22 protein-coding genes and 1 pseudogene are annotated in these 26,446 nt (G+C 37.5%); 10 read left to right on the top strand and 13 right to left on the bottom strand.

Annotation, left to right across the window (positions count from 1 at the left end):
* The first annotated feature begins 75 nt into the window (after positions 1–75).
* The 3 genes from IMO47_RS07680 (at position 76) to IMO47_RS07670 (ending at position 2,171) form a co-directional block, all read left to right on the top strand.
* On the top strand, positions 76–447 hold the full coding sequence (locus tag IMO47_RS07680; RefSeq protein WP_196077406.1) for a DUF3144 domain-containing protein: 372 nt from the start codon (positions 76–78) through the stop codon (positions 445–447).
* Between the two features lie 52 nt (positions 448–499).
* Positions 500–904, top strand: coding sequence for a DUF3144 domain-containing protein (locus IMO47_RS07675; RefSeq protein ID WP_196077405.1), 405 nt, complete (start codon positions 500–502; stop codon positions 902–904).
* 202 nt (positions 905–1,106) lie between these two features.
* Complete coding sequence (locus IMO47_RS07670) at positions 1,107–2,171, top strand: amidohydrolase family protein (RefSeq protein ID WP_196077404.1); 1,065 nt, start codon at positions 1,107–1,109, stop codon at positions 2,169–2,171.
* 67 nt (positions 2,172–2,238) lie between these two features.
* Here the strand turns inward: IMO47_RS07670 and IMO47_RS07665 are convergent, their stop codons facing one another.
* The 7 genes from IMO47_RS07665 to IMO47_RS07635 all read right to left on the bottom strand — a co-directional run bounded on the left by IMO47_RS07665 (position 2,239) and on the right by IMO47_RS07635 (position 9,112).
* Positions 2,239–2,655 carry a heme-binding protein gene (locus IMO47_RS07665; RefSeq protein ID WP_196077403.1) on the bottom strand — a complete coding sequence of 139 codons (417 nt, stop codon included), beginning with the start codon at positions 2,653–2,655 and terminating at the stop codon, positions 2,239–2,241.
* A gap of 144 nt (positions 2,656–2,799) precedes the next feature.
* Positions 2,800–4,095, bottom strand: a complete 1,296-nt coding sequence (hemL, locus tag IMO47_RS07660; protein ID WP_196077402.1) for a glutamate-1-semialdehyde 2,1-aminomutase — start codon at positions 4,093–4,095, stop codon at positions 2,800–2,802.
* A gap of 40 nt (positions 4,096–4,135) precedes the next feature.
* Positions 4,136–4,759 (bottom strand): thiamine phosphate synthase, encoded by a 624-nt coding sequence (gene thiE, locus IMO47_RS07655; protein WP_196077401.1) that lies wholly within the window; start codon positions 4,757–4,759, stop codon positions 4,136–4,138.
* Between the two features lie 96 nt (positions 4,760–4,855).
* Positions 4,856–5,686: a hypothetical protein gene (locus IMO47_RS07650; protein WP_196077400.1), complete on the bottom strand. Its 831-nt coding sequence runs from the start codon at positions 5,684–5,686 to the stop codon at positions 4,856–4,858.
* 107 nt (positions 5,687–5,793) lie between these two features.
* Positions 5,794–7,077, bottom strand: coding sequence for a carboxypeptidase-like regulatory domain-containing protein (locus IMO47_RS07645; RefSeq protein ID WP_196077399.1), 1,284 nt, complete (start codon positions 7,075–7,077; stop codon positions 5,794–5,796).
* Between the two features lie 81 nt (positions 7,078–7,158).
* Positions 7,159–8,328, bottom strand: a complete 1,170-nt coding sequence (locus tag IMO47_RS07640) for a helix-turn-helix transcriptional regulator (protein ID WP_196077398.1) — start codon at positions 8,326–8,328, stop codon at positions 7,159–7,161.
* Between the two features lie 400 nt (positions 8,329–8,728).
* Complete coding sequence (locus tag IMO47_RS07635) at positions 8,729–9,112, bottom strand: DUF962 domain-containing protein (RefSeq protein WP_196075237.1); 384 nt, start codon at positions 9,110–9,112, stop codon at positions 8,729–8,731.
* A gap of 208 nt (positions 9,113–9,320) precedes the next feature.
* Here IMO47_RS07635 and IMO47_RS07630 point away from each other — a divergent pair, with 208 nt between their 5' ends.
* Complete coding sequence (locus tag IMO47_RS07630; protein ID WP_196075236.1) at positions 9,321–10,781, top strand: CYTH domain-containing protein; 1,461 nt, start codon at positions 9,321–9,323, stop codon at positions 10,779–10,781.
* 180 nt (positions 10,782–10,961) lie between these two features.
* Positions 10,962–12,419 carry a CYTH and CHAD domain-containing protein gene (locus tag IMO47_RS07625; RefSeq protein ID WP_196075235.1) on the top strand — a complete coding sequence of 486 codons (1,458 nt, stop codon included), beginning with the start codon at positions 10,962–10,964 and terminating at the stop codon, positions 12,417–12,419.
* A gap of 491 nt (positions 12,420–12,910) precedes the next feature.
* Here IMO47_RS07625 and tsaA read toward each other — a convergent pair whose 3' ends face one another.
* Positions 12,911–13,630, bottom strand: a complete 720-nt coding sequence (gene tsaA / locus IMO47_RS07620) for a tRNA (N6-threonylcarbamoyladenosine(37)-N6)-methyltransferase TrmO (protein WP_196075234.1) — start codon at positions 13,628–13,630, stop codon at positions 12,911–12,913.
* A gap of 99 nt (positions 13,631–13,729) precedes the next feature.
* Here tsaA and IMO47_RS07615 point away from each other — a divergent pair, with 99 nt between their 5' ends.
* Entirely contained in the window at positions 13,730–14,509 is a 780-nt protein-coding gene (locus IMO47_RS07615) for a ferredoxin--NADP reductase (protein ID WP_196075233.1), read from the top strand.
* A gap of 59 nt (positions 14,510–14,568) precedes the next feature.
* Here the strand turns inward: IMO47_RS07615 and IMO47_RS19595 are convergent.
* The 3 genes and pseudogenes from IMO47_RS19595 to IMO47_RS07600 all read right to left on the bottom strand — a co-directional run bounded on the left by IMO47_RS19595 (position 14,569) and on the right by IMO47_RS07600 (position 18,922).
* A pseudogene (locus tag IMO47_RS19595) lies at positions 14,569–14,819 on the bottom strand (DUF1877 family protein).
* A gap of 347 nt (positions 14,820–15,166) precedes the next feature.
* Complete coding sequence (locus tag IMO47_RS07605; RefSeq protein ID WP_196075232.1) at positions 15,167–17,941, bottom strand: pitrilysin family protein; 2,775 nt, start codon at positions 17,939–17,941, stop codon at positions 15,167–15,169.
* A 150-nt stretch (positions 17,942–18,091) separates the two neighbouring features.
* Positions 18,092–18,922 carry a PhzF family phenazine biosynthesis protein gene (locus IMO47_RS07600; RefSeq protein ID WP_196075231.1) on the bottom strand — a complete coding sequence of 277 codons (831 nt, stop codon included), beginning with the start codon at positions 18,920–18,922 and terminating at the stop codon, positions 18,092–18,094.
* Positions 18,923–19,106: 184 nt separating this feature from the next.
* Here IMO47_RS07600 and IMO47_RS07595 point away from each other — a divergent pair, with 184 nt between their 5' ends.
* Positions 19,107–19,439: a hypothetical protein gene (locus IMO47_RS07595; RefSeq protein WP_196075230.1), complete on the top strand. Its 333-nt coding sequence runs from the start codon at positions 19,107–19,109 to the stop codon at positions 19,437–19,439.
* A gap of 210 nt (positions 19,440–19,649) precedes the next feature.
* On the opposite strand, the gene IMO47_RS07590 is transcribed toward IMO47_RS07595, so the two are convergent.
* The gene (locus tag IMO47_RS07590) at positions 19,650–21,041 is read right to left on the bottom strand and encodes an L-cystine transporter (protein WP_196075229.1); all 1,392 of its coding nucleotides are present in this window, start codon (positions 21,039–21,041) and stop codon (positions 19,650–19,652) included.
* A 195-nt stretch (positions 21,042–21,236) separates the two neighbouring features.
* Between IMO47_RS07590 and IMO47_RS07585 the strand changes: the two genes are divergently transcribed.
* From IMO47_RS07585 to IMO47_RS07575, 3 genes are all read left to right on the top strand, one after another.
* Entirely contained in the window at positions 21,237–21,809 is a 573-nt protein-coding gene (locus tag IMO47_RS07585; RefSeq protein ID WP_196075228.1) for a flavin reductase family protein, read from the top strand.
* Positions 21,810–21,959: 150 nt separating this feature from the next.
* The gene (locus IMO47_RS07580) at positions 21,960–23,153 is read left to right on the top strand and encodes a YbfB/YjiJ family MFS transporter (protein WP_196075227.1); all 1,194 of its coding nucleotides are present in this window, start codon (positions 21,960–21,962) and stop codon (positions 23,151–23,153) included.
* A gap of 530 nt (positions 23,154–23,683) precedes the next feature.
* A complete protein-coding gene (locus IMO47_RS07575) occupies positions 23,684–25,042 on the top strand; it encodes a nucleobase:cation symporter-2 family protein (protein ID WP_196075226.1) in 1,359 nt (452 codons plus the stop codon).
* A gap of 70 nt (positions 25,043–25,112) precedes the next feature.
* On the opposite strand, the gene IMO47_RS07570 is transcribed toward IMO47_RS07575, so the two are convergent.
* Positions 25,113–26,354 carry a lipase family protein gene (locus IMO47_RS07570; RefSeq protein WP_196075225.1) on the bottom strand — a complete coding sequence of 414 codons (1,242 nt, stop codon included), beginning with the start codon at positions 26,352–26,354 and terminating at the stop codon, positions 25,113–25,115.
* Positions 26,355–26,446: the final 92 nt, after the last annotated feature.

Here is a 26,446-nt window from a genome sequence, read left to right as displayed (position 1 = left end):
GTATTTATTATGCTTAGGCTATTTTGAGTATGCTATAGTTATCTCAATGAAACAAGCCTGTAAATAGGAAAGGTTATGCCTGAAAATAATGATTTTTTTGAAGAAACTGAACAAGTTGACGTAGATGAAAGCTTTTACGAACGCGCTGATGAATTTATTGCACTTGCCAATCAATTCGCTGATGCTGACCATCAAGTCTCTCATCTCACAGCACATCCAGGTAGTGTCAGTGCTTCATTTATGTACGCCAATGCACGTTATAGCATTTGGCATGCGGCTTGTTCTTATCAAAAGGCATCGGATTTTAAAGCTGATCGACAAGTGATCTTGGATTATTACACTGAACAATTTAAACTCATGCTGGAAGATCATCTTGATGAATATCAAGAAAATTTTGACAGTTATTTCCCTCAATCAGACAGCGATGAAGTAAAGCGTTTCGTTTGATCATTGGATTGCCTATAATAGCTGCCAATGAAATACCATATGTGGAAAAACCATGTCTCAAAAAATCACCGCGACTGATATCACTGAAGAAGAAGCTTTAAATGCTGTTTTTTTTGAGCGTGCAGATGAGTTTATCAAACAAGCCAATGAATTCTGTCGGCCTGTAAAGGAAAAGCCAGTCAAGCCTGAAGAGCTGCGTGGTCAAGTCAGTGCTGCGATGTTATTTGCAACTGCTCGCTTTAACACCTGGGTTGCTGCCAATAATTTTAAAGATGGTAATGAAATGCGCGATGCAAAAGAACAAGTCATGTCTTATGTATTACAGCAATTTCAAATGATGCTTGAAGACAATTATGATGAATATTGTGAGCAGTTTGAAAACTATCTACGTTTCCGTAAAGATGAGCATTTCCATACGCATAAGCATGATCACGATGGTCATGATCATCAGCATTAATCTTTCCTGAACGCTGCTGTTCACCAGTGACCGTTTTAGCCTCTTTCTCGAAGAGGCTAAATTTTTCGTCCACACTTAAAACGATACTTTGAAATTTCAAAACAACTCATATTTCCAATCTGATATTTACGAACAAATAATATTCATCTTTTATAAAACTATTGTATGGTATGTTCATAATAAATAACAATTTGGATGTTATATGCACACATTTGATTTTCCGCTCATTGACCCACATATACACCAATGGGATCCCTATAACACACCTCATGCTGCTGCATTTGCTGTAAAGCTTTTCGGTCAACGTCCTTTTCTGTTGGATAAAATGGTTCGTCTGGTGAAACCCAAGGATTTAATTGATACTGTTGGGCTGACTGAGCATATTACACGCCCCTATTTGCCAGAAGACTATAAAAATGATCTAGGGCGATATGCCGTTGAACAGATCGTGCATATAGAAGCGAGTTGGGCAAAGCATAAAGGTAAAGGTGTGGTCGGTGAAACTGAATTTATTGAGTCTTTACCTTTTAATGAAGATACAGTCAAACTGGGCGGTATTGTTGCTACAGCAGACCCTCGTGACAGCAATTTCAAGAAAATTTTAAAACTGCATCAAAAAGCATCCAAACGATTACGCGGTATACGCCGTATGGCTGCTTTTCACGAAGACAAAGGTGTACATAACTGGACAGATACACCACACCTTTATACCCAAAAGAAATTTCTCAAAGGCTTTGAGCAACTGGCTCAGCATAACCTCAGCTTTGATGCCTGGGTGTATTCTCAACAAATCACAGATGTGATTGAACTTGCAAAAATTTTTCCTGAAACCTCCATCGTTCTAGATCACTTGGGCACGCCTGCGGGATTATTTGGCAAGGTGGGTCAAAATACCGGCTTGTCTAAAACAGCACGGGAAAATATCTTTTATCAATGGCAGGAAGATATTGCAGAATTATCTACACTTCCAAACGTATATGCAAAAATGTCTGGATTATTTATGCCTGTCCTCGGACATCAATTCTATAAAAAGAAACAATTGGCATCGAAACAGCAAATCATTGACCTTGTTGCCCCGCTCATTCTGCATGCTTTAGAAAGTTTCGGCACATACCGTGTGATGTTTGCTTCCAACTTTCCAATGGATCGGGTCAATACCAGTCTCATCAATATCATTGATGCATTTAGTGATATTGTGATGCAGTATGATGAAAATGCTCTTGAAAAAGTCTTTCATCATAATGCTAAACAATTCTATCGTTTATGATTGAACAGGATTAAAGTGATGTTTCCAAATATCACTTTAATCTCATCATTCACACAAGAATCAGGTTTCAATCAAATTTCGCAAGAAAAACCTGAATCGCATGTTGGGCAATTTGAGCATCTTCAAATGATTTTACTCCAGATATACCCACAGCACCCATCACATGTCCTTGATATAAAATCGGTTCGCCACCTTCTAACATACCTAAACCAGTATTCATTGATAAAAATCCCATTTGGCCATTTTTAATCAAGTTCTCATAAGCACTTGAAGGTCGACGACTGAGTGCTGAGCATTTGGCTTTTTCTTGACAGAAATTTGCAGACATTGCCGATGCTCCATCCATGCGCTTCATTGCCAATAAATTTCCTGTTTCGTCGACAATAGCGATACTGACATTAAAGTGGTGTTCACTTGCATATTGTTGTGCGGTATTCAATAGAAATTCTGCATCGGATAAAGTTAAATAATGTTTAGTTTGCATATTTTCGTCCGTAATTATCGTATTTAAAATTTAAAAAAGCCCATAGTACAAAGGCTATGGGCTTTTATTCTAAATGAAGCTTCATTAAAAATGACTGTTCATTCTGCTCATTTATCACAGCAATGAACAAGGCATAGAATTAAGCTAATTTTTCATTTCAGCAAAGGTTTCTTTAGCAGCTTGAATCGTAAATTCAATATCCTCATCGCTATGTGCGGCAGAGATAAAGCCGGCTTCAAATGCTGAAGGTGCAAGATTTACACCACGGTCTAACATACCGTGGAAAAATTTACGGAATGCCTCAATATCACATTTCAAAATATGATCAAAACTGCTGATTTCTGTTTGATCGGTAAAGTAAATTCCAAATAAGCCACCCGCTTGCTGAGTAAAAAATGGAATCCCGGCTTCATCTGCAGCAGCTTGTAAGCCTTGCAGTAATTTATCCAGTTTTGCGGTTAAATCCGTATAGAAATTGGGCTGGCGAAGTGTTTCAAACATTTTTACGCCGGCACGCATTGCCAATGGGTTACCCGATAAAGTTCCCGCTTGATAAACACCGCCTAAAGGTGCAATACATTCCATAATTTCACGTTTACCACCAAATGCACCTACAGGTAAACCAGCACCAATGATTTTACCCAAAGTGGTTAAGTCTGGTTTTACATTGTAATACGCCTGCGCACCACCAAGTGCAACGCGGAAACCAGTCATAACCTCATCAATGATAAAAACCGATTGATATTGATCACATTGTTCACGAATCGTCTCTAAAAAGCCTTTTACAGGCTTCACCAAATTCATATTTCCTGCAACAGGTTCAACGATCACACCTGCAATTTCATGACCATACTTTGCAAAACACGCTTTAACCGCTTCAATATCGTTATATGGCAAAGTGACTGTATGCTTTGCAAAGTCCGCAGGTACACCTTTTGAGGTTGGTTCCCCCATGGTCAACATCCCCGAACCCGCTTTTACCAAAAGTGAATCTGAATGTCCGTGATAGCAACCTTCAAATTTAACAATCATGTCACGTCCAGTATAGCCACGTGCTAATCGAATGGCGGTCATGGTTGCTTCTGTTCCTGAGTTGGTCATACGAACCAATTCAATGGATGGCATGATTTCACAAATCAAATCTGCCAGTGTCGTTTCATGAACAGTCGGTGCACCAAAACTCAAACCATCCACCGCTGCCTCTTGTACTGCTTGGATAATATCAGGATGTGCATGCCCCAAAATCATGGGACCCCAAGAACCCACATAATCCACATAACGCTTGCCATCCACATCGTATAAATAAGCCCCTTTGGCTTTTTCAATAAATATTGGCGTACCACCGACTCCATTAAACGCTCGTACAGGAGAATTCACTCCCCCAGGAATATGTTTACTGGCTTGTTTAAACAATTGTTCTTGCTTGGCAGATAACGTCATGAGATTACTCGACTAAAAAACAAATTACAAAAAGAGAAGCTTAAGCTTTGTGAGCAGTAAATAAATCTGCCCATTCTTGGGTACGGACAGTGACACCAGATAAAGTGCGTCCTAATATATCACTAATTACCGCACAAAGGTCGGCACCTGCCTCGATCACAGGCGCTGAATTTTCAACGGTTAACCCCCCGATTGCACAGATGGGTATATCGAATTTAGCTTTGGCTTGTTTTAAGGTATCCAGTCCGATATTTCCTGCTTCCGGTTTAGTATCCGTCGCATAGATTGCACCAAAAGCAACATAGTTTGCACCATCGGCAATCGCTTGTTCAGCAAGTTCTATTGAATTATTACAGCTTCGCCCGATGAGCACACCTTTGGGTAAACGTGCCACAGCTTCAGCAATCGAGCCATCGCCTTGACCTAGGTGAACCCCCACACCGTATTTGATCGCTGCGTCTAAATCGTCATTGATCACGAAAGGGACTTTGTATTGTGCACACATGGATTTCATGTACTCAATTTCATAAGCCTGATCTTGTTTTGGCACTTTCTTACGACGATATTGCAAAACGGCAACGTCATAGGTTGCCATTGCACCTTCTAATTTTGCTAATAACAGTTCAATTGGATCATCATTGGTGATGAGATAAAGACCGCGCATGATAGACTCAAAAAATGGAAATATTCATATTATATATTTTTTGGTATCAATCTGCTCTAAAACGGAAATTTTCTAGCGAAATTTATTAGGAGTAGATCAAGGAATGTTAGGATCTCTACAATAACCTGTAGTAGGAGTACTCATGATTGGAATTATGAATGGGGCAGAACAACCGATCCAAGAGTAAGAAACCTTCCCTCTTTTCGCAGCCCAACCTATATTCATTTTATTTCCTGGTTCAATAGTGCCAGGAGATTGCGTTTTATAGTCGATACCAGATAATGACCAATGACTCTTTTGGGCGTGACAAAGATAATCAGATACATTAGCATTTTGTGACGCCTCATTATAACAAAAAGCGATACTAACGCTCTTAGAACAAGCATTCACCAAATCAAGTGAACCATCTTTTTGAGCTATCTCTCGTAAACAATTTACAGGTCGTGATGTTTTGGATTGACCTGAATCAGTGATGTCTACCATCATATTATTTGTACTACTTTTTTTAGTAACACTATTTTCAATTTTAAAATTATATTTATTTGCATCCGGACCCATTGGAGTAAATTGCCCCCCTGTAGAAATATTTGTCGATTGCTTTTGTGCAACTTGGATCATGTTTTGCTTCGCCTGCATTTGGGTATTGAGTTTAGTTTGATTTGAAGATTGTTCTCCTACTTGTTGCGTTGCATATAAAGTTGCCGCACCAGACCAGACGTCTACAGCTTGTTCACTATTCAGTAAACCGCCTAGTGTAAAGACATCTATCACTGGTCCAAAGGTTATTGAACTTAAACCCATAAATGTGCCAAAAATATAGTTACCGTGTTTAAATTCTTCTTTGGTATCAGCAAGCATCCCTATCGTATTACATCCTGATAATAAACATCCAATTAATGTCAATAAAAATATATTTTTGGATTTCATTTTATTTCTCCATATAGAATTATTGTTAGAATAAAGTTAATTTTGTGTATCCTCTATTCCATAAATAAGGAATAAAAAACCACTCTAAGCGAGTGGTTTTAGTCCTATTATTTATTACATAAATCAACATCGGCTTGATAATTAACTTGAAGTTGTTTGGCGACCTTAATCCAATCGATAGGATTCTGTAATGTATACGTTGTTGAATAACTATAATGATTACTTGCATCTATAGCATTAATATAAATTCCTTCAAACGATTTATTTTGACAATTACTGATATTATTTTGAATAAAATTTATAAATGATGGCCAATTATTTTTTAAATTGCTGCAAGCTCTTTCCTTTTCAGTTGAACCAGCAACTAAACCATTTGGTTTTAAATATTCATAATGCGGTCCAAGTGCGGCATAGTTTACTGCACATAATATATTTGAATTAACCCCATTAGAAGGACTCGGATATAGAACATTAGTTGCACGATATTCAATTGGATAATAGTGATTATCAACCGTAATAGAACCTGTATTGTCACCTGTTGGTGATGGATTGTCTGGTGTAGTTGGCGGGGTTACAACAGCACCATTTCCACTAAGCTCTCCAAAGATATTAATCATTTCAAAGTCATCAAAATCGCCATTCTTTGGCAGTGAATTAATTTGCAATTGGATTTTGTCACCGACATTAAAGCTACTTAAAGAAAAACATTCTTTATATTGGCTGAAACTTCCATTTTCAGCGCTATCAGGAAGGACTTTAACAATATAACTACCAGGTTGACCATTGTTTGATAACGAAATCGGATCATTGCTCCCATCTTTTATACTATTAAAACCCCTTCCCATAAATGAAATACAAATATTGTCATATTTTGATTTTAATAGATCTGAATATATAAAATGATCAACCCAAATCTTTCCTTGAGCCTTTATCTGTAATTGAGAGTTTACAGAACCTGTAAACTGATTATCGCCCAAATGAATAATATCCAAGCCATTAAAAAATATAATATCTGTCTCTTCCAACTTCTTTAATGTTGGATTAGATGTTTTGGTATCAACTCCCAAATGATTATTTGTATAACTAAATAAAACTGTAACAGGCTTATAGTTCTCAGCCTTAATCATTCCTGCAAAAAATTGCGGATAATCGTAATCCTGGGGTGTCTTTAACTTATAATTTCCATTATTATCTGTTTTTACAGAATATTTTACATCATTAAGTTTTACTGATACTTCAGCACCAGCAATCGGATTACCAGTATCATCTACAACTTTGCCACTTGTACTCCAGACAGCTCCATCTATATTTTGATTTCCTTCACCGCCGCCGCACCCAGCTAAAACTGAAATAGTGATCATTAGAAATATCACTTTTTTATATCGTTTCATATCGAATCCCTTTTATTCAAAAATAATAAAGAGTATTCGCTTTATTTTTTATTCCCTCTATTCCTCAAATGAGGAATAAGCTCATGCCTTTTCATGATATTTAGGCATATTCAGCAATAATTTCATTAACTCAGACTGACGGTTGGTATCAGTTTTTTTAAAAATAGACTGTAATTGTTTTCTTACTGTGTCTGTATTCACATGATTTTTTTGAGCAATCTCTTTAAGAAGTAAACCATCTAATAGCGATAAAGCGACTTTTGATTCGGCTGGTGTTAAATTAAATGCAGCACTCAGTAAATGTGCATCAATATTTGGTGCATAAGTGGGTGAATAAAGCGTCAGCATAACAGATGGGCGTACACCAAATGCTTTCAGCTCTTGATCTGTAATTAACAGTGTTGCAAAAATATAGAAGACTTCGCCCATCTGATCGACAATCTTTATACAGCCATCCTCAAAAAAACTCTGATTCAAATTATTTTGCTTTTTAAATGCAATTTCGATTTCTTTTAGATTCTTCTTAAGCACTTGCATATAAGGCATGGGTAATTTTAAATAATTTTTTTCAATTTGAATGGTATTGTTTGTTTCTAAAATACACTTTGCCGCCTTGTTCTGGTGTACAACCTGTCCTGATAAATTCAAAATCACAATAGGCTGTGCTAATTTATCAATCAATGTATAACCCATAATCGCTTTATTTGAAAATTCATAGATACTTCGTTGAATTTCTACTATTCGTTTTAGATGAATCAGTAATTTATCTAAAAAACCCAATTCATCTGAGTTTAATGGTTGCCTTTGTTCTGATGTTTGTACTGCAATTAACATACATAATTTTTCATCCGAGATGATTTCATGTGCAGCGGTATAACGCATATTATAGGGAAGCAATATGTTTTGATATAAGTGTGATTTCTCCACAAAGTCTATGGATATATCATGATGACATTGATACCAACCTTTGCGCTGGGGATTAAATAAACCGCTCCAGCGCGGATCATCATTCACCGGATAATGTAAGTATGAAACTTCGGCATAAGCTGTATCGCTTTCATTGACGAACCGATTTACAGCACGACTAAATGAATAAGCTTGGAATTCTAAATCTAATGCCAATATGTGGACCGTTGAACAATCCATCACTTGTGTCATTTTTTCACAAAAAATACCCCAACCATCGGCATCCAGTGGAATTTTATAAATTAAATCTACAAGTTCATCATGATATTGATCTAAATTGTTCATTTTTTAAATTCACTCATTATTATTCTTTCATCATAAATTACAAAGTGTATTTTTTTATTTGAAAATAATCATAGAAAAATAAATTATTTCTAATTATAACGATTGATACAATTCAATAAAAAAGGAATATTCACATAAAATACCACTTGAAGGTATTGGCAACTTCTTTTATAAGTACCTTTTTTAGAATCATGATGAACAGATAAAATAATTTCATCCTCTCCCTATTCTAAATATAGAAATTGCTTGGATTGCTAATATGATTAAAAATATTTTTTTTAACTTAAAGGGAATATTTCTTAATTAATATCTATTAATTATGTAATTTATATTCAAAGTATTACGTAGATTACTGTCGAAGAAATAGAAAACGCTCTACTTCTTCGTTATGTTTTTTTTCTTAACTCTCAATTTTATCAAAACGGCGATCTTTCAAACTTAGATTACCGCGCAAAATATCAGAAAGCATACGCCAATCTGAAATAAAGCTATACAACGGCTGCTTAAAGCTGGCAGGTTTATTTTTTTCAAAGACAAAATGCCCCACCCAAGCACAGGCGTAACCTGAAACTAATCCATATAGTACATATTTGGCTTTACGCTGGCGAATTGCTTGAGTAAAGAAATAAATACCCAAACTGCTTCCCGCTGCATGTAAACGGCGACTCATGATGCTGCGGTGTTCTGTTAGATAAAAGCGATAAAACTCTGAATAGTTTTGAATTGGAAGTTCAAATTTAGGGTATTGCTCTAATTCCGATTTAGGCTCTACTTGGGCATTCATGATCAATCATCCTGTTTTATTTTTAATCAGCTTAGTTTATTTTATGCTGCGTTAAAAGCCAAATTAAAAATAGTGTGTAAATTGTGCATTCTTGCGGAAAGGATACGTTCTGTCAGCATTTTACACCCAATTTTGCGTTACAATAACAAGATAAACATGAAGAAAAATTTAAGTCTTCAATCGATATGATCATTTTTAGGATTTTCCCATGCTTGAAGTTGAATTAAAGTTTCAAATTTCCGAAACTCGCCGCAATGCATTACTTAAAGCAATAGACCCAAAAAAATCCGAGATCATTCACCTACAAGCAAAATACTACGACACACCTGACCGTCTACTTTCACAACAGGGCGTTGCACTTCGCCAACGTTTAGAAGGCACCCGTTGGATACAGACTTTAAAAGCAGCAACCAAAAGTCATTTACAACGCTTTGAAGACAATATTGATTTGGGTGAGCAAGCAGAAGCACCAAGTTTAGACCTCAAAATTTATGAAAATAAGCCTGAAGCATTCGCAATTCTTCAAAATGCTTTAGGTGACAGAATTGAACACTTACAGCTACAGTTTGAAACCGATATTCAGCGTACCACCCGACTGATCAACTTTGAAGATGCGGAAATTGAAATCAGTTTAGATGTCGGTGAAGTCAGAACCAAAACAGCAAAACAAGATATTTATGAAGTTGAATTTGAATTAAAAAGCGGTTCAATTCAATCACTTTTAGCTTTTAGTTTTGAATGGGTAAAAAAATACCAACTTTGGTTGGATGTCCGCAGTAAAGCTGAGTTTGGAAACTTATTGCTGCTTGGTCAAAAAGTGAGTTCAGCAAAACTTGCAAAAGAACCCCATTTAAATAAGAAAGACACTGCTGATAAAAATTTACGTGGACTTATTGCCAGCCAACTTCAACATTTATTACCGAATATTGCTGCGATTTCTGCACAAGTTGCCGAGCCTGAGCATATTCTTCAAGCACAAACTGCCCTTCATCATCTGCATCTGACCTTATCCTTGTTTAAGGACTGGACAGATACCAAAACAGAAAAATGGGCACATCAGCTTTCTGCTTTTGAAAGCCATTTTAAAAATTTACAGCATTTTGAGCATATGCAACGCACACTCGGTGCGTTACTGCAAAATCCTAAAACAGCAGAGAGTTTAGACAAAGACATCTTATATGCCAATGAGAAGTTGATTAATTTAGTTAAATCTACCCAGAATGTTCAACACTATCTTGAACTATTGATGTTTAGTCTTGGACAATCAAATAAACCACAGCCACATGATTTGAAATGGTTTGCTCAAAACACCCTACAGCATCAGTACAAACTGCTTCAGGAAAGTTTAAATGGTGCTGATCTTTCCAACCTTGAAAGTCTTGAATCATTAGCCCAGCATTTAAATGAACTGAAGTTCAGCTTTCCAATTTTAACCCAGATCTATGATGTTAAAAATTTGCAGAAATACGGTAAATCTTTGAATGATGCTCAACAGGCTTGTGAACAATATCAAGTATTGGCATCCTCATCTTCTTATTTACAGCAAACTGATCTAGATGCCAGTGATTGGTTTGCTTTAGGGTGGCTGACAGCCAAGCAGGAAGTCTATGCTGAAAAATTACTAGAAGCCACTGAGCAGTTCTTGGTCAGTCGTAAATTCTTAAAATAATCCAGATGTGGAGATGATTTTTTGTTTCAAAATCATCTCTTTGCACAGGTCATCTAAAATAACAATAAGCTATTATTCGTAGACGGAGTATTTGATTTGTAATCATTTTTTAAAAATTCTCAAAAATACAATTGATCAGATTACAATCATTCTGATCATAGCGAAAATGAGAACATGAAGATGTTTGAAATCGAATTAAAATTCCAGATTCCACAAGAAAAGCAAGATGCTCTCATTAAAGCATTTCAAAGAAAAAATGATCGAAGCTTACATCTACAAGCAAAGTATTTCGACACACCTACTTTTATATTGTCGCAACATTCTATTTCGCTTCGTCAACGGCTCGAAAATGATCAATGGGTACAAACCCTGAAACTGCCTACTGAACAAAAGCTAAAACGCGCTGAGTTTGAACATGATTTAGGAACAGATGAAATTGAACTGAATATTGAAGATTACTTAAAAAACAAACAGATTGCTAAAAGCGTTCAATCCATACTAGCGCAACATAAAACTGTGCTTGAGATTCAGTTTCAAACTGACATTGATAGAAAATTAAGTACTTTCCAGTTTCAAAATAGTCAAATTGAAGTGAGTTATGACCAAGGTCAAATCATTACCCAACATGACAGTTTAGCTTTACATGAACTTGAATTTGAATTAAAACAAGGCACGGTACAAGATCTGGTTTCGTTTATATTACCCCGTGTCAAACGCTATGGCTTATGGCTCGATGTCCGTAGTAAAGCACAACAAGGTTTTCAATTGGCACAAAGCATCCGAGAAAATCCCGTACAATTTCAAACACCTTTAAACTTAAATGCAAAAGACACACCTGAAATAGCATTAAAAAAGATATTTAATAACTGTCTGAATCATCTGCTTCCCAACAGCACGGCGATTGCATCTGCTAACTTTGATTCCAAGCATGTTCATCAGGCGCGTGTTGCTATTCGACGTTTACGTAGTGCAATTAAAACTTTTTCAAGTTGGTCCTTGCATATTGATCCAACTTGGCAAACACAGTTAACTGAACTGTTTAGACAGTTGGGTTCAGCACGAGATTTAGATGTGATTCGTGAAGAACTTTTACCCCAACTTGACGCTGTTAGTGCACCAAAATTTAAGCTGCCTGAATCACAGACCGTTGATCCCCATAAATTAACCAAATTATTTCGATCATTTAATTTTAATTATTTGATTCTGTCATTGATCCAATTTATCGAACAAGAATCACATGAGAAAAGTAAAACGTCCATACACAAATTAGCATTAAAAAAAATCAGTAAATTACATCGAAAAATTCAAATAGACGCTGAAAATTACCTAAACCTAGATATTGAAGCCCGTCATAAAACCCGTAAAGATTTAAAACGTTTACGCTATAGCGTTGAATTTATTGCATCCTTATATGATAAATCAACGATAAAAAAATACTTAAAGGCAATCAAACCTGCTCAAGAAAGCTTAGGTCTATACAATGATTTAATCGTGGCTGAAGAGATTTTAATAAAATTGGTTAAAAGCCAACCACAAGTTTGGTTTGCCTTGGGCTGGATTGCCGCGGAAAAACAACGTATTTTACAACAATCTCAACAAGACCTACTCGACTTTGCCCAAATCAGTACATTGCAGTAAAGCGCACTCAACAAAGCAAAATAGTGAGATAAACGGCAGCATAGATCAGGCGATTTAATTTTGAGATTAATATAAAAATCCAAGCAAAAATGAATTTTATTCAGTATTGTATTTTTTAAACATAATCAAACTGCTCGATTGTTCACACAAGTATTTTGATTTCAAAAGTTCATCCCGAATGAACTTTAAGCTTTTTATACAAACTTTTGGAAGCTTTGTATAATTCATATTTTTCATTTTTTTGAATCAAGGTTGGTTTCCTATCGTGCAACGCTATGGATGTTGTCATGTTGAGCGGGAATATAGGATATATCCCCTGCTCAACATACATAAAAACAAAGCATGGCTTTGTTTGCAGCGTCAGATTTTTCTGCCTCTACGAGAAGTGAAATTTCATCGACGAAAATCTATTCAGACTTGAGAGCTAAAGCGTGGCATAGAATGCTTTATATGATTCAGCAATATATTCATCTCATTGAATTTAAGCATGCTTATTCAGGCGTGATTTCTTGGATAACAACAGCATCATCACGACAGCTAAATTTGATGTTTAACTGACCAAAGCGCATCCCATAAATTCTTTGCTCATCATCTTGATAGGCTGGACGTGGATCCAGTGCCAATACTGACTCCAGTTCTGCAATATATTGCTCATCAATTTTTGCATGTTGCAATAAACCTGTTTTTGATTGATGTGCCTGTTCTGACCAATAAACATTCTTGAGTACAGGTCGATCGTGTGCATAACCGCTTTGTGCATCCAATACAGCATCAGAATACTGAATATAAGGTTTGATGTCTAAAATCGGTGTGCCATCTAATAAATCACTTCCTGTCACATAAATACGAACAGTATTGCCCACTTTCTTGACCTGTTTGAGTTGAACGACCGACAATCCAACAGGTGCAGGACGATACATACTGCGTGTCGCAAATACCCCGATTTTCTTATTTCCGCCTAACCGTGGTGGACGCACTTGAGGTCGAAATTTATTCTGTTGTTGATTTTTATTGTCATGAAACTGCCAGATCAGCCACAAATGACTAAATTCTTCAATTCCTTCAAATGCTTCCATAACATTATAAGGGGCGAGCATTTCGATAAAAGATTCGACCTGAACCAAATTCGGTTGCCGGGGAATGCCAAATTTTTCAACATAAGGGGAATGCATAATGGCAATAATTGGAACACTTAACTCCGTCATAATCATTTTTTCTGATAAGCTCAATTAAATATATTCAGTTTATCGAGAATGATTTTAGATTAGAATAGCAAGCTGTTCTAATTTGATAATTTATTGAGACCTTTAATGGCTGCTTTCAACGTCGAAAAGATTACTCACGTACACCACTGGAATGACACTTTATTCAGTTTTAAGACCACACGTGATACTGCATTACGTTTTAAAAATGGTCAATTTGTGATGATTGGTCTTGAAGTCAATGGTAAGCCTTTAATGCGCGCATATTCAATTGCCAGCGCTAACTACGAAGAAGAATTAGAGTTTTTCTCAATCAAAGTACCTGATGGTCCTTTGACGTCTATTTTACAAAAAGTAAAAGTTGGCGATGAAATCTTGGTTTCGAAAAAGCCAACTGGAACTTTAGTCCTTGACGATTTAAATCCAGGCAAGAATCTTTATCTCCTTTCTTCAGGAACTGGACTTGCGCCATTCTTGTCAACTATTCGTGATCCTGAAACTTATGAACGTTTTGAGAAAGTGATTGTTGTTCACGGTACACGTTTTATTTCTGAATTGGCTTATCAAGATCTTATTCTCAATGAACTTCCAAACAATGAGTTCTTTGAAGAGTTAGGCATTAAAGATAAATTGATTTACTATCCAACAGTAACGCGTGAAGAGTTTCATACACAAGGGCGTGTAACGACTGCAATTGAAACAGGCGAATTATTTGAAAAAATCGGTTTACCTCGTTTTAATCCAGAGACTGACCGTGCAATGTTATGCGGTAGCCCTGCATTTCTTGATGACGTTGTGGCATTATTGGATCAACACGGTCTTAAAGAATCTCCAAAAATGGGCGTATTGGGCGACTACGTAATCGAACGGGCATTTGTTGAAAAATAAGTTTTAATTTTCAATAATTAAAATAAAGAACCGAGGTCAACGCTTCGGTTTTTTATTGATTATTGAATATAAAACAACACAGCCTGATTTCTAAGGACCGCCTCTTGGCAGAACTGTTTTAAGTCTTGAAAATACGGCAAAATATAGTTTAACCCTGCCTCACTGTCTTCATCCCCATATTCGGATAAATACCACCCTCACCCAAGGCATCAAGATCATATTGTGCTGTAAACTGACGATCACTCACCAACGCTACTGCATTCGCAACTTGCATCACTTGCTCTGCTGTTAAATATCTGGCTGGACCTATCCCTAAATCCTCACCGATCTGTTTACCGCCAAAAATACGATTGCTAAAGGCCCCTGTCCTCCATAAGAATCTCCATTTAAGATAAAATGAATGGCATGTCTTATCCAGATCTAGGGTCTATGATTGACGGTCTTTTTGATCACCCTACACATAAGCTTCAAGTAAGTTTGGTGACTGAACAAAATCTTCTCATAGTTGCATTGAAATACTCAGCAAATTATCAATCATTGACATTGTTTTCATTCTTTTTTTGTTCTTCTTCGCATTTATAGAACAAAAAACCATACACGTATAGGGCCTGATAACAGACCCTATAACTTGACGTATACAATACCGAAATTAGACGATCAATTTATACCTTTTTGGGCTTGACCATATTGATCTGCCATAACTTCAACCAATTGCTCTGGTTTGATGTATTTTTTAATTGCAGCATCGACATCGGCTTTAGTCAGCTTGGCAAATTCTTGATCACGTAAACCACGACTATCCATCTTTTTGTTGCGCTCAAGCTGACTGTTGAGCATACGGTGAATGATTCGCTCGTCTTCCAGTGAGGTCACACGTTGCTTCATGATATTGGCTTTTGCTGCTTCTAACTCTTGTGTGGTTACCCCTGTCGTTAATAAATCATTCAGCACTTTGCGAACCACTTGGGATACTTCCGCAGATTTTCCTGCGGTATAATTAGCTTCGATCGACAAAGCGCCTGCATCGTTAAAAGAATCCAAGTTGAGTTGACTGCCAAAACCGTAAACCAAGGCATTCTTCTCACGTAATTCCTGTCCTAAACGAGAAGATAACTGGGAATCACCAAGAATATAGCTAAACACAATTAACGCGGCTGCATCTTTATTGTCCACACCCACAGGTAGGGTTTGCAAAGCCTGATAGCTGCCAAATTCACGCTGTTCTGAAAGTGCATGTACTTTTTGCGCTTTGTAAGTATTAAATTCAGTGGATAAGCGTTGGTATGGCTGCTTGCCTGTCCAATTTCCAAACTGTTGGTTCAGTAACTTTTGCATAGCTTTGGCATCATATTGCCCTGTCACTGAAATAAAGCCGTGGTCCATAGCAAAATACTTTTTATATAGGTCAATCACCTGTTGATTTGTTGCCGCTTGAATCTGCTGCTTTGCCAGTTCAGGTTCAAAATGATAACGCAAATCACCTGGTTGATAGGTTTCCAATAGACGGGCTATTGTTAAGGATGAAACTGTTTCAGGCTCAGTATATGGACGGTCTAGGCTGGAAAGGCTTTGTAATTTAATCAGATCAAATTGTGATTGCTCAAATTTAGGATTCTTCATTACAGATACGATATATTTGAAGAAATCTTCAAATTTTTCTTTTTTCGCAGAAATTTGAATGGTGATGCCATTGTCAATTGCTGCGGCAGTTGCATCACCACCCGCTTCAATGGTTTTATCTGCAATATTCTGTAAGCTATATTGCTCTGATGCACGCAACAATAAATAAGCCATAAAGTCCAAAATCTGCGATTTATTTTTTAAAGCCTCTGCCGTACCAAAATTCACCTCAATGGTGGCATAGGTTTTATCATCACGTGTAGATGTTGGGAACAAAGCATACTGCATTCCATTTTTCAACGTTCCACGTTGGATCTTTTTCTCAGTGGCCTCTAGGTACTGTTTTGACTGTTGCACGTACTGTGCAACTTCAGCTTGATAAACACTGACATCTTTCAGAGGCTCGACAGCCGCTGCCTGTTGATCAAGTGTCTTCGGCTTTTCCGTTGCTTGTTTTTGTTCTAAGGCTTTTTTCTGGTCTTCCGGTGTAGGCTGGATATCACCATGGAAACGATGTTGTTGGGTTAAGAACGACTTTAAGGTTGAATTGGTTTCATTCACAGTCAAATTTTGAATGCGTTGTTGATCCTTGAAATATTGCGACCAGTCACCATGTGAAGTCACCACGTAATCGCTGAGCATGCCTCCAACAGCAGTCGCACTGCTCATTAGATTATCGTGTGCATTCTGAATTAAGTTTTTAACACGTTTTAATTCGACATCATTGAAGCTAGGATTCTGTTCTACACCAGAAATCAAGGATTGATCAATTTTTTTGGCGTCATGATTCGGTGCATAAATTGCCCCCATAAAGACCAAATTAAAATCGTCATCCAACCATGTTGTTGACTGAACATTAGTCGCAATGCCAGTTTCAACCATACTGGAGTAAAGATGTCCGCTTGGTTGTAAAGTATAAAGATAAGGTGCCAGTGCTAATGCAGGTTGAATTTTCTCATTTTTACCATTCATATAGATATTGAATTTTGCAAGATCGCTGCCCTTTTTAACGGTGAACTCACGATTTTTAATTTTCGCAGAATCTAATAATGGCACTTGTGCTTGTTGCGGGATTTGACGTGCAGGAATCGAGCTAAAATTTTTATCGATAGCTTTTAAAACCTCAGCCTTGTCAAATTTACCTGAAATCACCATGACTGCATTATTAGGTGCATACCAATCTTTATAGAATTTATTGAGTTCGCTCATTTTGATCGACTGTAATTCGGATAAATCACCGATCGGTAAACGACCCAAAGATTGATTGCCGTAGGCTGCTTTCCACATTTGATCCATTAATACAGCAAAAGGCTGATCCATGCGCACTTCACGCTCACGCATGACGATATTAATTTCAGATGGAACAAACTTCTCTTGAAGTACCAATTTATCCATACGCTGTGATTCTAAATAGATCACTTCATTTAAAATGTTTTGGTCTGGACGAACGATATTGGTATATTTAGTGGAATAATAATCAGTGCTTGCGTTGGTCATTAAGGTGTACTGATCTAAACGGCGTTGAAATTCCTCACCCTTTACATCTTGTGTACCTTTAAAAGCCAAATGCTCAAGTAGATGAGCCAAACCACCTTTACCTTGAGGATCATTTAAAGAACCCGTTAAATATACGGTGTTCATAAAAACTTTATTTTCTTTGTCATTTGGTGCAAGTAAAACCCGAAAACCATTCTCCAGCTTATATTCTTCAATATTATGATCAGATTTAACCAGAACAGTTTGAGTCAATGCTGACGCACTAAAACCAAGAATACAGAGAGAGAATGTGAGTTTTTTCAACCGCATAAGCATAAAAGAATCCAGAATTTTTTAAATTTTAAACATTTATAAGTTAGACATCTTAAAAAATCCTGAACATAATTTATAGTTAAGTTTTGAAAATATAGCTGTTTATTTCAACTGCCTTTGTAAGCATAAGTTTGTCAATACGACAAAATTGACTTAAATAAATATCTCCGCTTGCATGTACAATTGAGCATAACCTGAAATCTCAATACGATTGTCTGTTTGAAGGTTGCAGAATAATGTTCCACCACGCTCAGAAGCCTGATAGCCGATCAATTGATTTTTTGCTAATTTTTCGGCCCATAATGGCGCTAAACCTGTATGCATGGAACCTGTTACGGGATCTTCATTGATCCCTTTGTGTGGTGCAAAATAGCGAGCAACATAATCATATTGATCAGATGCGGCAGTAATGGTCACATCGTAGCCCCCTGAGCTTGCGGTAAATGCTGTACTCACGCTGTATTGTTCTGCAATCCGTGTGATGTTGATCAAATTTGGTTGTGCATCAATCACATCTTGTGCCGATTCACAGACTAAAATATAAGCCTGCGCATTTAAATATACCTCTTTGAATGGCTTATCAATCACATGATTGAGCAGTTCAGGATATTCCGATACTTTCTGGGGGGTACGAAGAGGAAAATTCATTTGAATTTTGCCATCATCGGCTTGTTGAATGGTAAAAATACCCAACTCTTTCACATGAAAACGAATTGTTTTTGCTGAGGTGTAATCTTTAAATAAAACAAATGCTGATGCTAATGTGGCATGTCCACAAAAATCCACTTCAACTTTTGGCGTAAACCAACGAATCTGATAGTTTTCATCATCGATTCTTTTGACAAATGCCGTTTCTGCCAAATTATTTTCTAGGGCAATATTCTGCATCAATGCATGATCAAGCCATTCATCTAAAACCAAAACTGCAGCAGGATTTCCTTTAAATAATTGTTGTGTAAAAGCATCAACTTGGTACATTTTCATCACAGAGACTCCTTATTTTCACACATTCTAGGTCAACTAAAAAAATGATTACAGATACAATTTAAGTATAAAAATGGGTACAAAAAATATTTGATGCATGAAACTTTTGATTCACAAGACGACTATGTACATTATATTCTTTCAGGACTATAACTTTTCATATTCCAATAAATAGGCAAAAACAATGAAGAATATGCAAACCACCCTCAAAAGCATCTTAATCACCAGTTGGTTACTCTTTTCACCCTTGGCCATTGCATCCGATACCATTTGGATTGCAGGATCGACACATCAAGGAACAGTGACCGTTCCCATCGAAAACGGTCCGAATGTTGTTTGGAAATGCAATGGTTCAGTCTGTCGAATGACTGGACCATGGGGCAATCAGCTATCGCTTGACTCATGCCAAAGCTTGGTCTCTCGAATTGGAAAAATCAGTTTTTATAAGAACAGCGCAGGCAAGATCTGGACAAAAAACTCTAAAGAATTGGCAGAATGTAATCAAGCAGCTCACTAGAAATCAAACAGTGAACATGATGATATCTAATCAATACTTTATCTATGACATGAAGTTTTTCAGCAACAACTCGTTCATACCATTTCACATGGATTTTATTGATTTATAGAAATTATATTTTACGGAATGCATTTTTCAGCAGATTAAAGATCTTATAAAAAAGGCATCTTTTGTTAAAGATGCCTTTTCAAAATTTTCAATACATTCAAATTAACTATGCTGCAAGTCTTCTTGTTCATCTGAAAGTAAAATAGATTGGTCCGTCTGTCCCATTAATTGACTAGTGACCACACCTGCAGTCATTGAGCCATCGACATTCAATGCTGTACGGCCCATGTCAATCAGAGGCTCAATGGAGATTAACAACGCCACTAAAGTTACCGGCAAGCCCATAATGGGTAACACGATCAGCGCAGCAAACGTTGCACCACCACCGACACCGGCAACACCAATCGAACTTAATGTAACCACACACACCAAAGTCAAAATCCACACTGGATCAAGTGGATTAATCCCTACTGTCGGTGCAACCATCACCGCAAGCATTGCCGGATATAAACCTGCGCAACCATTTTGTCCTATGGTTGTACCAAACGATGCTGAAAAACTGGCGATTGACTCAGGTATACCCAAACGGCGTGTCTGTGCTTCAATATTTAAAGGAATACTGGCTGCGCTTGAACGACTGGTAAATGCAAAAGTCAATACGGGTAAAACCTTTTTAAAAAAACGAATCGGATTAACACCAGTAAATAATAAGATCAATGCATGTACCCCAAACATGATTGCCAACCCTAAATAGGATGCTACCAGGAAACCGCCCAGATTAACCATGTCTGCTGCATTAGAGCTCGCGACCACTTTCGTGATTAAGGCAAATACACCATAAGGCGTAAGCGTCATCACCAAGCGCACCAGCTTCATGACCCAAGCCTGTAAAGTATCAATCGCCGTGACAATACGCTGTCCTTTTTCAGCATCATCTCTGATCAGATTTAAACCTGCCAGCCCCAGTAAAGTTGCAAAAATAACCACACTAATAATGGATGTCGGGTGTGCACCCGTCAACTCAGCAAAAGGATTGGTCGGCAAAAAGGATAAAATGAAATCTGGTACATTTAGATCAGTGACTTTACCGATATAATCCGTTTGAATTGCTTCCAGTCGTGCTGTTTCCTGTGTACCTTGTACCAAACCTGCTGCACTTAAACCAAAAAGATTGGTTACAAAAACACCAACCAGTGCAGCAATAAAGGTTGTTATCAGCAATGTTCCAATACTTATTACACTGATTTTACCCAGTGATGAAGCATTATGTAGTTTGATCACGGCACTCAATATTGAAACCAAAACCAATGGCATTACAACCATCTGTAAAAGCTTTACATAGCCATTTCCTACGATATTAAACCATTGAATAGATTCAGTTAAAATTGCAGAATTTGTACCATAAACCCAATGTAATCCCAGCCCAAATACAACACCTAGACACAAACCGGCAAACACTTTTTTAGCCAGACTCCAATCTGTCTTTCTGGTTTGCATTAACAGTATGATTAAGGCAATGAATATGACAATATTCAAAATGAGCGTATAGTTCATTCGAGTTCCAATAGTTTTGATCGTTTTATTATAAACTTTTTGTGAAATATCCAATAGCATTTAGCACTTTTAGTGATTTAAGTGTTGGTTTTTAGCAAACGATAATCAGCAGTAAAAACAATATCTTATTTTACTCATACGAATTTCATATAAGCTTGTGCAAATAATGAATAAGCTCTCCATATAGGTAATGACATGAATCAACATCTCCAAACTGTTGAACTTTCGAAAGCATATCGTCTGTTAAATCACGGTCCCACAGTATTGGTTTCTGCACAACATGAAAATGAACAGAATGTCATGGCTGCTGCATGGGCGTGTGCGTTGGAACTCGTACCTGCCAAATTAAGTGTTGTTTTGGATAAAAGTACAAAAACACGATTATTAATTGAAAAATCAGGCTATTTCATTATCCAAATTCCCACATTAAAGCAACTAAAGCTGGTACAAAAACTGGGTTCAATCAGTCAATTTCATGATCCAGAAAAATTGCCCCATTGTGAAACACCCCTATTCAAGTTTGAGGGTTTTGACCTGCCTGCCGTAGAAGACTGTGCAGCCTGGCTGATCTGTGAGTTGATTCCAGAACCCCACAATCAGCAAGAACATGATTTATTTATTGGCAAAGTGGTAGCTGCTTATGCAGATGACCGAGTTTTCCGCAACGGTCACTGGTATTATCATGAAGCAGATGCTGAGTGGAAAAGTTTGCATCATGTTGCAGGTGGGCATTATTACACCATCGGTGACCCTGTCGATGCCAACTAAATTGATCCATAAATATCTTATTTGAATTGAGACCCAAACAATCTAGCTGGTGTTTACTGTATTTTACCAATTGATCGATTATTCCCAAACTAAATATTGATTATTTATTGTCATTTTTTTCAATTCATCTTATGGTGAGTTGATTGAAAAATGGATGCCATACCCGTGAACAGGACTGTTTCAAATAAACTTCAATTGAGTGTTTTTCTCTGTCTGAGTACCTGTTTAGCGATTGGTATCCTCCGTTTTTCCTATACTGCATTATTACCCTCTACGCGCCTTGCCTATCATTGGGACAGCAGCTTTGCCAGCCTATTAGGCAGCGCCAATTTACTGGGCTATCTCATCGGTGCCTTATGGTCAATGAAACTCCCACAGAATGCAAGCATGCCTCGTTATCTGGTGTTTGCATTCACTACAGGAGCGATCAGTCTGTTCAGTTGTGCATTTTCAGGTTTTTCCGAAATATGGTATGTATTATGGCGCATAGTTTCAGGTATCAGTGGCGGCTTAATCATGATCCTTGCACCCAGTATCGTTGCACAATGTTGTAAAGTTGAACAACGCCTGAGCATTAATTTTATTGGCTTTAGTGGAATCGGGATTGGTGTTTTATTCGCCACGTTATTTTTGCCTTACCTTGATCGTATTAGCACCCAATCCGCATGGATGATTCTATTTGCATTCTCAGTTTTTATTTGTGTGATCACCATTTATTTATTGCAAGGTTTTAAAACGTATCTACATCAGAACAATGTGCAAACTGATACGGTCTTTTCGATGGATGGTTTATGTTTAAGTGTGTTAATTGTATACGCATGCAGCGCTTTTGCTTATGTACCCCACTCGTTATTTTGGATTGACTATCTCAAAAACACATTGCACCTCAGCCTTGATCTGATTAATTTTAACTGGATTCTCTATGGTGCAGGCAGCGCGTTAGGTGCCATCAGTGCTTATTTATTGGCACGCAAATTTGGCAATTTTACTGCTTTAAAAATATTATATGGCATATATATAGTTGCAATTCTGGTCGCGATCTTTTCTATACACCCCATTTTTACTTATATTTCCTCATTTTTTACAGGACTGCTTAATCCAGCAGTCGTATTTTTAACGTCTTATACTATTTTGAATCTCTATCATGCGGCGTATAAAAAGTTGTGGAGTATTGCGACACTGGGATTCGCCATTACTCAACTGATTGGCGGCTTATGTTTTAGTGCATTGCAGCACTGGGGTATCTCATATCATCAACAATTTATACTTGCTTCTGTCGTGCTGATGATTGGTACACTGCAATTTATTATCTATACCCGAATGAAGTTGAAATCGCATGCATAAAATACGTTTTTTTATAGCCAAACCGTCTAATTTTTCATACAAGCGATTCATCTTCAATCAATTTTATGTTTCTCATATAAATTTTTAAAAAGTTTTGCTTAATCAGTTTTCTGTATTCTTGATTCACAGATGGTCTTGCTATCGCGAGGCGACATCGATGTCGCCATATTGAGTGGAGAGCATAGGAAGTACACTTCGCTTAACAGAAGATTTTTGTCATCTTTTTTACATCTTACTGAAAAGTGAAACATCGCCTACGCAAACAAACTTTAGATCTAAAGCGTGGCATTGCAAGCTTGAAATTAGCAAACGATATATTTATCGCAATGATTTGATTGATCTAGAAATTATCTTGCTATATAGGTTTTTCAACAGAATGCCTATGGAAGGAGGATGACTTGATATTGAACGTATCATCCTACTTTTAAGACATTCGCTGTTCAGACAAAACTAAACCTAATCATATTTTATCGTTTGGCATACAAATTGCTCATCTAAACCATTGATGAAAAATTCACAAAGGGTTTCATATGAGCGCTGAAATTAACAAAATCAAACCTGAAGATGAAGTTTTAAGTTTAGGAAAAAACCTGACTTTTGGTCTGCAACATGTACTCACCATGTATGGTGGTTTAATTGCTGCCCCATTGGTTGTCGGGACAGCCATTGGTTTAAATGCAGCCGAGATTGCATTATTAATTACCGCCTCGATTCTTGTCGGGGGGTTAGCCACATTATTACAGACCTTAGGCATGAAATGGTTGGGTGCTAAACTGCCGATTGTACAGGGTACTTCATTTGCTGCCGTCGCAAGTATGATCGCAATTGGAACCACAGGCGGTAATATTCAAACCATTTTGGGGGCAGTCATCGCCAGCTCTATTTTCGGCATGTTGATTGCGCCGTTTTTCTCAAAAATTGTGCGCTTCTTTCCACCGATTGTCACAGGATCCATCATTACGATTATCGGGATTTCGCTGTTACCCGTTGCTATTCGTTGGATTATGGGAGGAAATCCCAAAGCAGCATCGTGGGGGTCATTAGAAAATATTGGAATTGCGGCATTCACACTAGCGATCCTGTTATTGATCAGTCGTTTTGGTACAGCAACAATGGCTCGTCTGGCAGTATTGATTGCAATTGTCATTGGCACCATATTTACAATCTTTTTAGGGGTCGCTGACTTTTCCAAAATGGCTCAAGGTGAGCTGTTTGCTTTACCTCATTTATTCGCCTTCGGTCTGCCTGTTTTTGAAATATCTGCTATTTTAACCATGTGTATTGTCAGCATTGTGATCTTGACGGAAACTACCGCCAGCCTATTGGCGATTGGTGAAATTGTTGATACTCCAATGGACAGTGCTCGCCTTGCAAATGGTCTAAGAGCCGATATGCTTTCTTCAGCGATTGCCCCTTTATTTGGTTCATTTATGCAATGTGCCTTTGTACAAAATGTTGGCTTGGTCGCTATATCAGGTGTAAAAAGTCGTTTTGTGGTGGCAACAGGTGGAGCAATTTTAGTGGTTTTGGGTTTATTGCCTATTTTTGGTCGTATCGTCGCAGCAATTCCAATGCCTGTTCTGGGCGGAGCAGGGATTGTTTTATTTGGCAGTGTTGCTGCCAGTGGGATTCGTACACTTTCTAAAGTCGATTATCAGATTCAGTCCAATTTAATCATTGTTGCGGTTTCAGTTTGTGCGGGTTTAATTCCCCTGATCAGTCCAGAATTTTTTAATGCATTCCCCAAAGTATTACAAACCCTGTTCCACTCAGGTATAACAACAACCTGTATTGCAGCAGTCATGCTGAATATCTTCTTCAATCATCTGTCATTGGGTAAAAAGTCAGTTAAAGCACCAGTAAAAACAGCACAAACTATTACGCATTAATATAAGAAAAAGCAGAGCCTCTACCGAAGCTCTGCTTTTTCATCAACAACTACATTCAATCATTAAAAGATTATTTTGTGATTGGCATATGCTTTTTAATAAAAGCAACCAGTTCTGGATTCTTTTCAACAATCGCCTGGGTATGACTTGCATCTAATACAGGTAAGAAAGTGACATCTGTCCCTAAAGCTTTTAAACGTTGCTGTAAGCCATCCGTTACAGGATAAGGAACTGCCATATCAGCAGTGCCCTGAATAATCATCACTGGTGTATTAATTTTCTTGGTTGCGGGTTGATTATCACTGAGGAACTTTTTCACGGTTGGATTTTCTTGGAAATTACCACTCAAGCCCGGATAGTCAAGTACTGTTTTACCCCCATTTTTAACGATATAGTCACGAATATCATCCGCAAACTTGTTATGCAAGTCATCTAAACACAAACCATTCTCGCCTGTAGAACCTTCAGCGAATTCTGCGATCGTTCTAGAACGTTCTTGGAAAATCTCACGATAGTTGAACTTAGGTTCGTAAGCAGTGATCCCTACTGTGGTATAAGCAGCATAGGCCAATAATTCTGCATATACTTCAACTGCTGTACCGACAGGTTTGGTTCCTGCTTGTTCTTCTAAAAGTATCTTTTGAATTGCTAATGGCGCTACTTCAGAAATGATATAACCTAAACTTGAAGCAGGTGCACCTGCAACAGCGCCTCTATAGTTGACATCATTATTGGAAAGTTCTGCCGTACCTAAAGAAGCATGCCCACCTTGAGACTGACCCACCGACATCCATTGCCCATTGATCTGACTACCGTAATGAGTTTTGTAGGCTTTGACCGCATAAATCGCTGAATTTGCTTCACTCTTCAAATTCAAATACGGATGCATACCTGGTGTTCCTAAGCCTTCATAATCAGGCGCGACAACCACATAACCTTCTTTTAATAAGCTTTCTGCCATATTTTTAAAGCGTGGATTAAACTTGTTCCGACTTGGTGCACAGCTATCACCCACCCCAACCGTCCCATGTTCCCATACCACAACCTTCCAGCCTTCTGCCGGTCTTACCGTTTTAGGGACAAAAACCATCGCTGTGGCTTTTTTTGTTTCCCCTAAAACATTCGGCATATTATAGGTCATGACTTTGACGGAGGATGCTTCGCTCATGCTGTCTAAATTATATGAACTTTCCGATACATAACTTTTATTACTATTCCAATTATCCCAGTTGTCATCATCATTACATGCGCTTAAAAATAAAGCTGAACCGCAAGTAATAGCCAATAGTGTCCGTTTAAATAATACTTTCATTACCAAGTCCTCAAATTTTTCTTTTTTGAACAGCTCCGTGTTCCCTTCTAATTAAACATAAAAAAAAGCATCTTGCTAGGATGCTTTTAACT

Source organism: Acinetobacter sp. Res13-Abat-PEC15-P4-01 (assembly GCF_015676285.1).
GTDB classification, from domain to species: Bacteria; Pseudomonadota; Gammaproteobacteria; order Pseudomonadales; family Moraxellaceae; genus Acinetobacter; species Acinetobacter nematophilus.
The sequence above is the reverse complement of the archived record's forward strand: the minus strand, read 5'-3'. Positions and strand labels throughout refer to the sequence as shown.

Excerpts from the sequence above, each read along its gene's own strand:
- IMO47_RS07680 (WP_196077406.1), top strand. The coding sequence starts at position 76 with ATGCCTGAAAATAATGATTTTTTTGAAGAAACTGAACAAGTTGACGTA.
- IMO47_RS07675 (WP_196077405.1), top strand. The coding sequence starts at position 500 with ATGTCTCAAAAAATCACCGCGACTGATATCACTGAAGAAGAAGCTTTA.
- IMO47_RS07670 (WP_196077404.1), top strand. The coding sequence starts at position 1,107 with ATGCACACATTTGATTTTCCGCTCATTGACCCACATATACACCAATGG.
- IMO47_RS07665 (WP_196077403.1), bottom strand. The coding sequence starts at position 2,655 with ATGCAAACTAAACATTATTTAACTTTATCCGATGCAGAATTTCTATTG.
- hemL (WP_196077402.1), bottom strand. The coding sequence starts at position 4,095 with ATGACGTTATCTGCCAAGCAAGAACAATTGTTTAAACAAGCCAGTAAA.
- thiE (WP_196077401.1), bottom strand. The coding sequence starts at position 4,759 with ATGCGCGGTCTTTATCTCATCACCAATGATGATCCAATTGAACTGTTA.
- IMO47_RS07650 (WP_196077400.1), bottom strand. The coding sequence starts at position 5,686 with ATGAAATCCAAAAATATATTTTTATTGACATTAATTGGATGTTTATTA.
- IMO47_RS07645 (WP_196077399.1), bottom strand. The coding sequence starts at position 7,077 with ATGAAACGATATAAAAAAGTGATATTTCTAATGATCACTATTTCAGTT.
- IMO47_RS07640 (WP_196077398.1), bottom strand. The coding sequence starts at position 8,328 with ATGAACAATTTAGATCAATATCATGATGAACTTGTAGATTTAATTTAT.
- IMO47_RS07635 (WP_196075237.1), bottom strand. The coding sequence starts at position 9,112 with ATGAATGCCCAAGTAGAGCCTAAATCGGAATTAGAGCAATACCCTAAA.
- IMO47_RS07630 (WP_196075236.1), top strand. The coding sequence starts at position 9,321 with ATGCTTGAAGTTGAATTAAAGTTTCAAATTTCCGAAACTCGCCGCAAT.
- IMO47_RS07625 (WP_196075235.1), top strand. The coding sequence starts at position 10,962 with ATGTTTGAAATCGAATTAAAATTCCAGATTCCACAAGAAAAGCAAGAT.
- tsaA (WP_196075234.1), bottom strand. The coding sequence starts at position 13,630 with ATGATTATGACGGAGTTAAGTGTTCCAATTATTGCCATTATGCATTCC.
- IMO47_RS07615 (WP_196075233.1), top strand. The coding sequence starts at position 13,730 with ATGGCTGCTTTCAACGTCGAAAAGATTACTCACGTACACCACTGGAAT.
- IMO47_RS07605 (WP_196075232.1), bottom strand. The coding sequence starts at position 17,941 with ATGCTTATGCGGTTGAAAAAACTCACATTCTCTCTCTGTATTCTTGGT.
- IMO47_RS07600 (WP_196075231.1), bottom strand. The coding sequence starts at position 18,922 with ATGAAAATGTACCAAGTTGATGCTTTTACACAACAATTATTTAAAGGA.
- IMO47_RS07595 (WP_196075230.1), top strand. The coding sequence starts at position 19,107 with ATGAAGAATATGCAAACCACCCTCAAAAGCATCTTAATCACCAGTTGG.
- IMO47_RS07590 (WP_196075229.1), bottom strand. The coding sequence starts at position 21,041 with ATGAACTATACGCTCATTTTGAATATTGTCATATTCATTGCCTTAATC.
- IMO47_RS07585 (WP_196075228.1), top strand. The coding sequence starts at position 21,237 with ATGAATCAACATCTCCAAACTGTTGAACTTTCGAAAGCATATCGTCTG.
- IMO47_RS07580 (WP_196075227.1), top strand. The coding sequence starts at position 21,960 with ATGGATGCCATACCCGTGAACAGGACTGTTTCAAATAAACTTCAATTG.
- IMO47_RS07575 (WP_196075226.1), top strand. The coding sequence starts at position 23,684 with ATGAGCGCTGAAATTAACAAAATCAAACCTGAAGATGAAGTTTTAAGT.
- IMO47_RS07570 (WP_196075225.1), bottom strand. The coding sequence starts at position 26,354 with ATGAAAGTATTATTTAAACGGACACTATTGGCTATTACTTGCGGTTCA.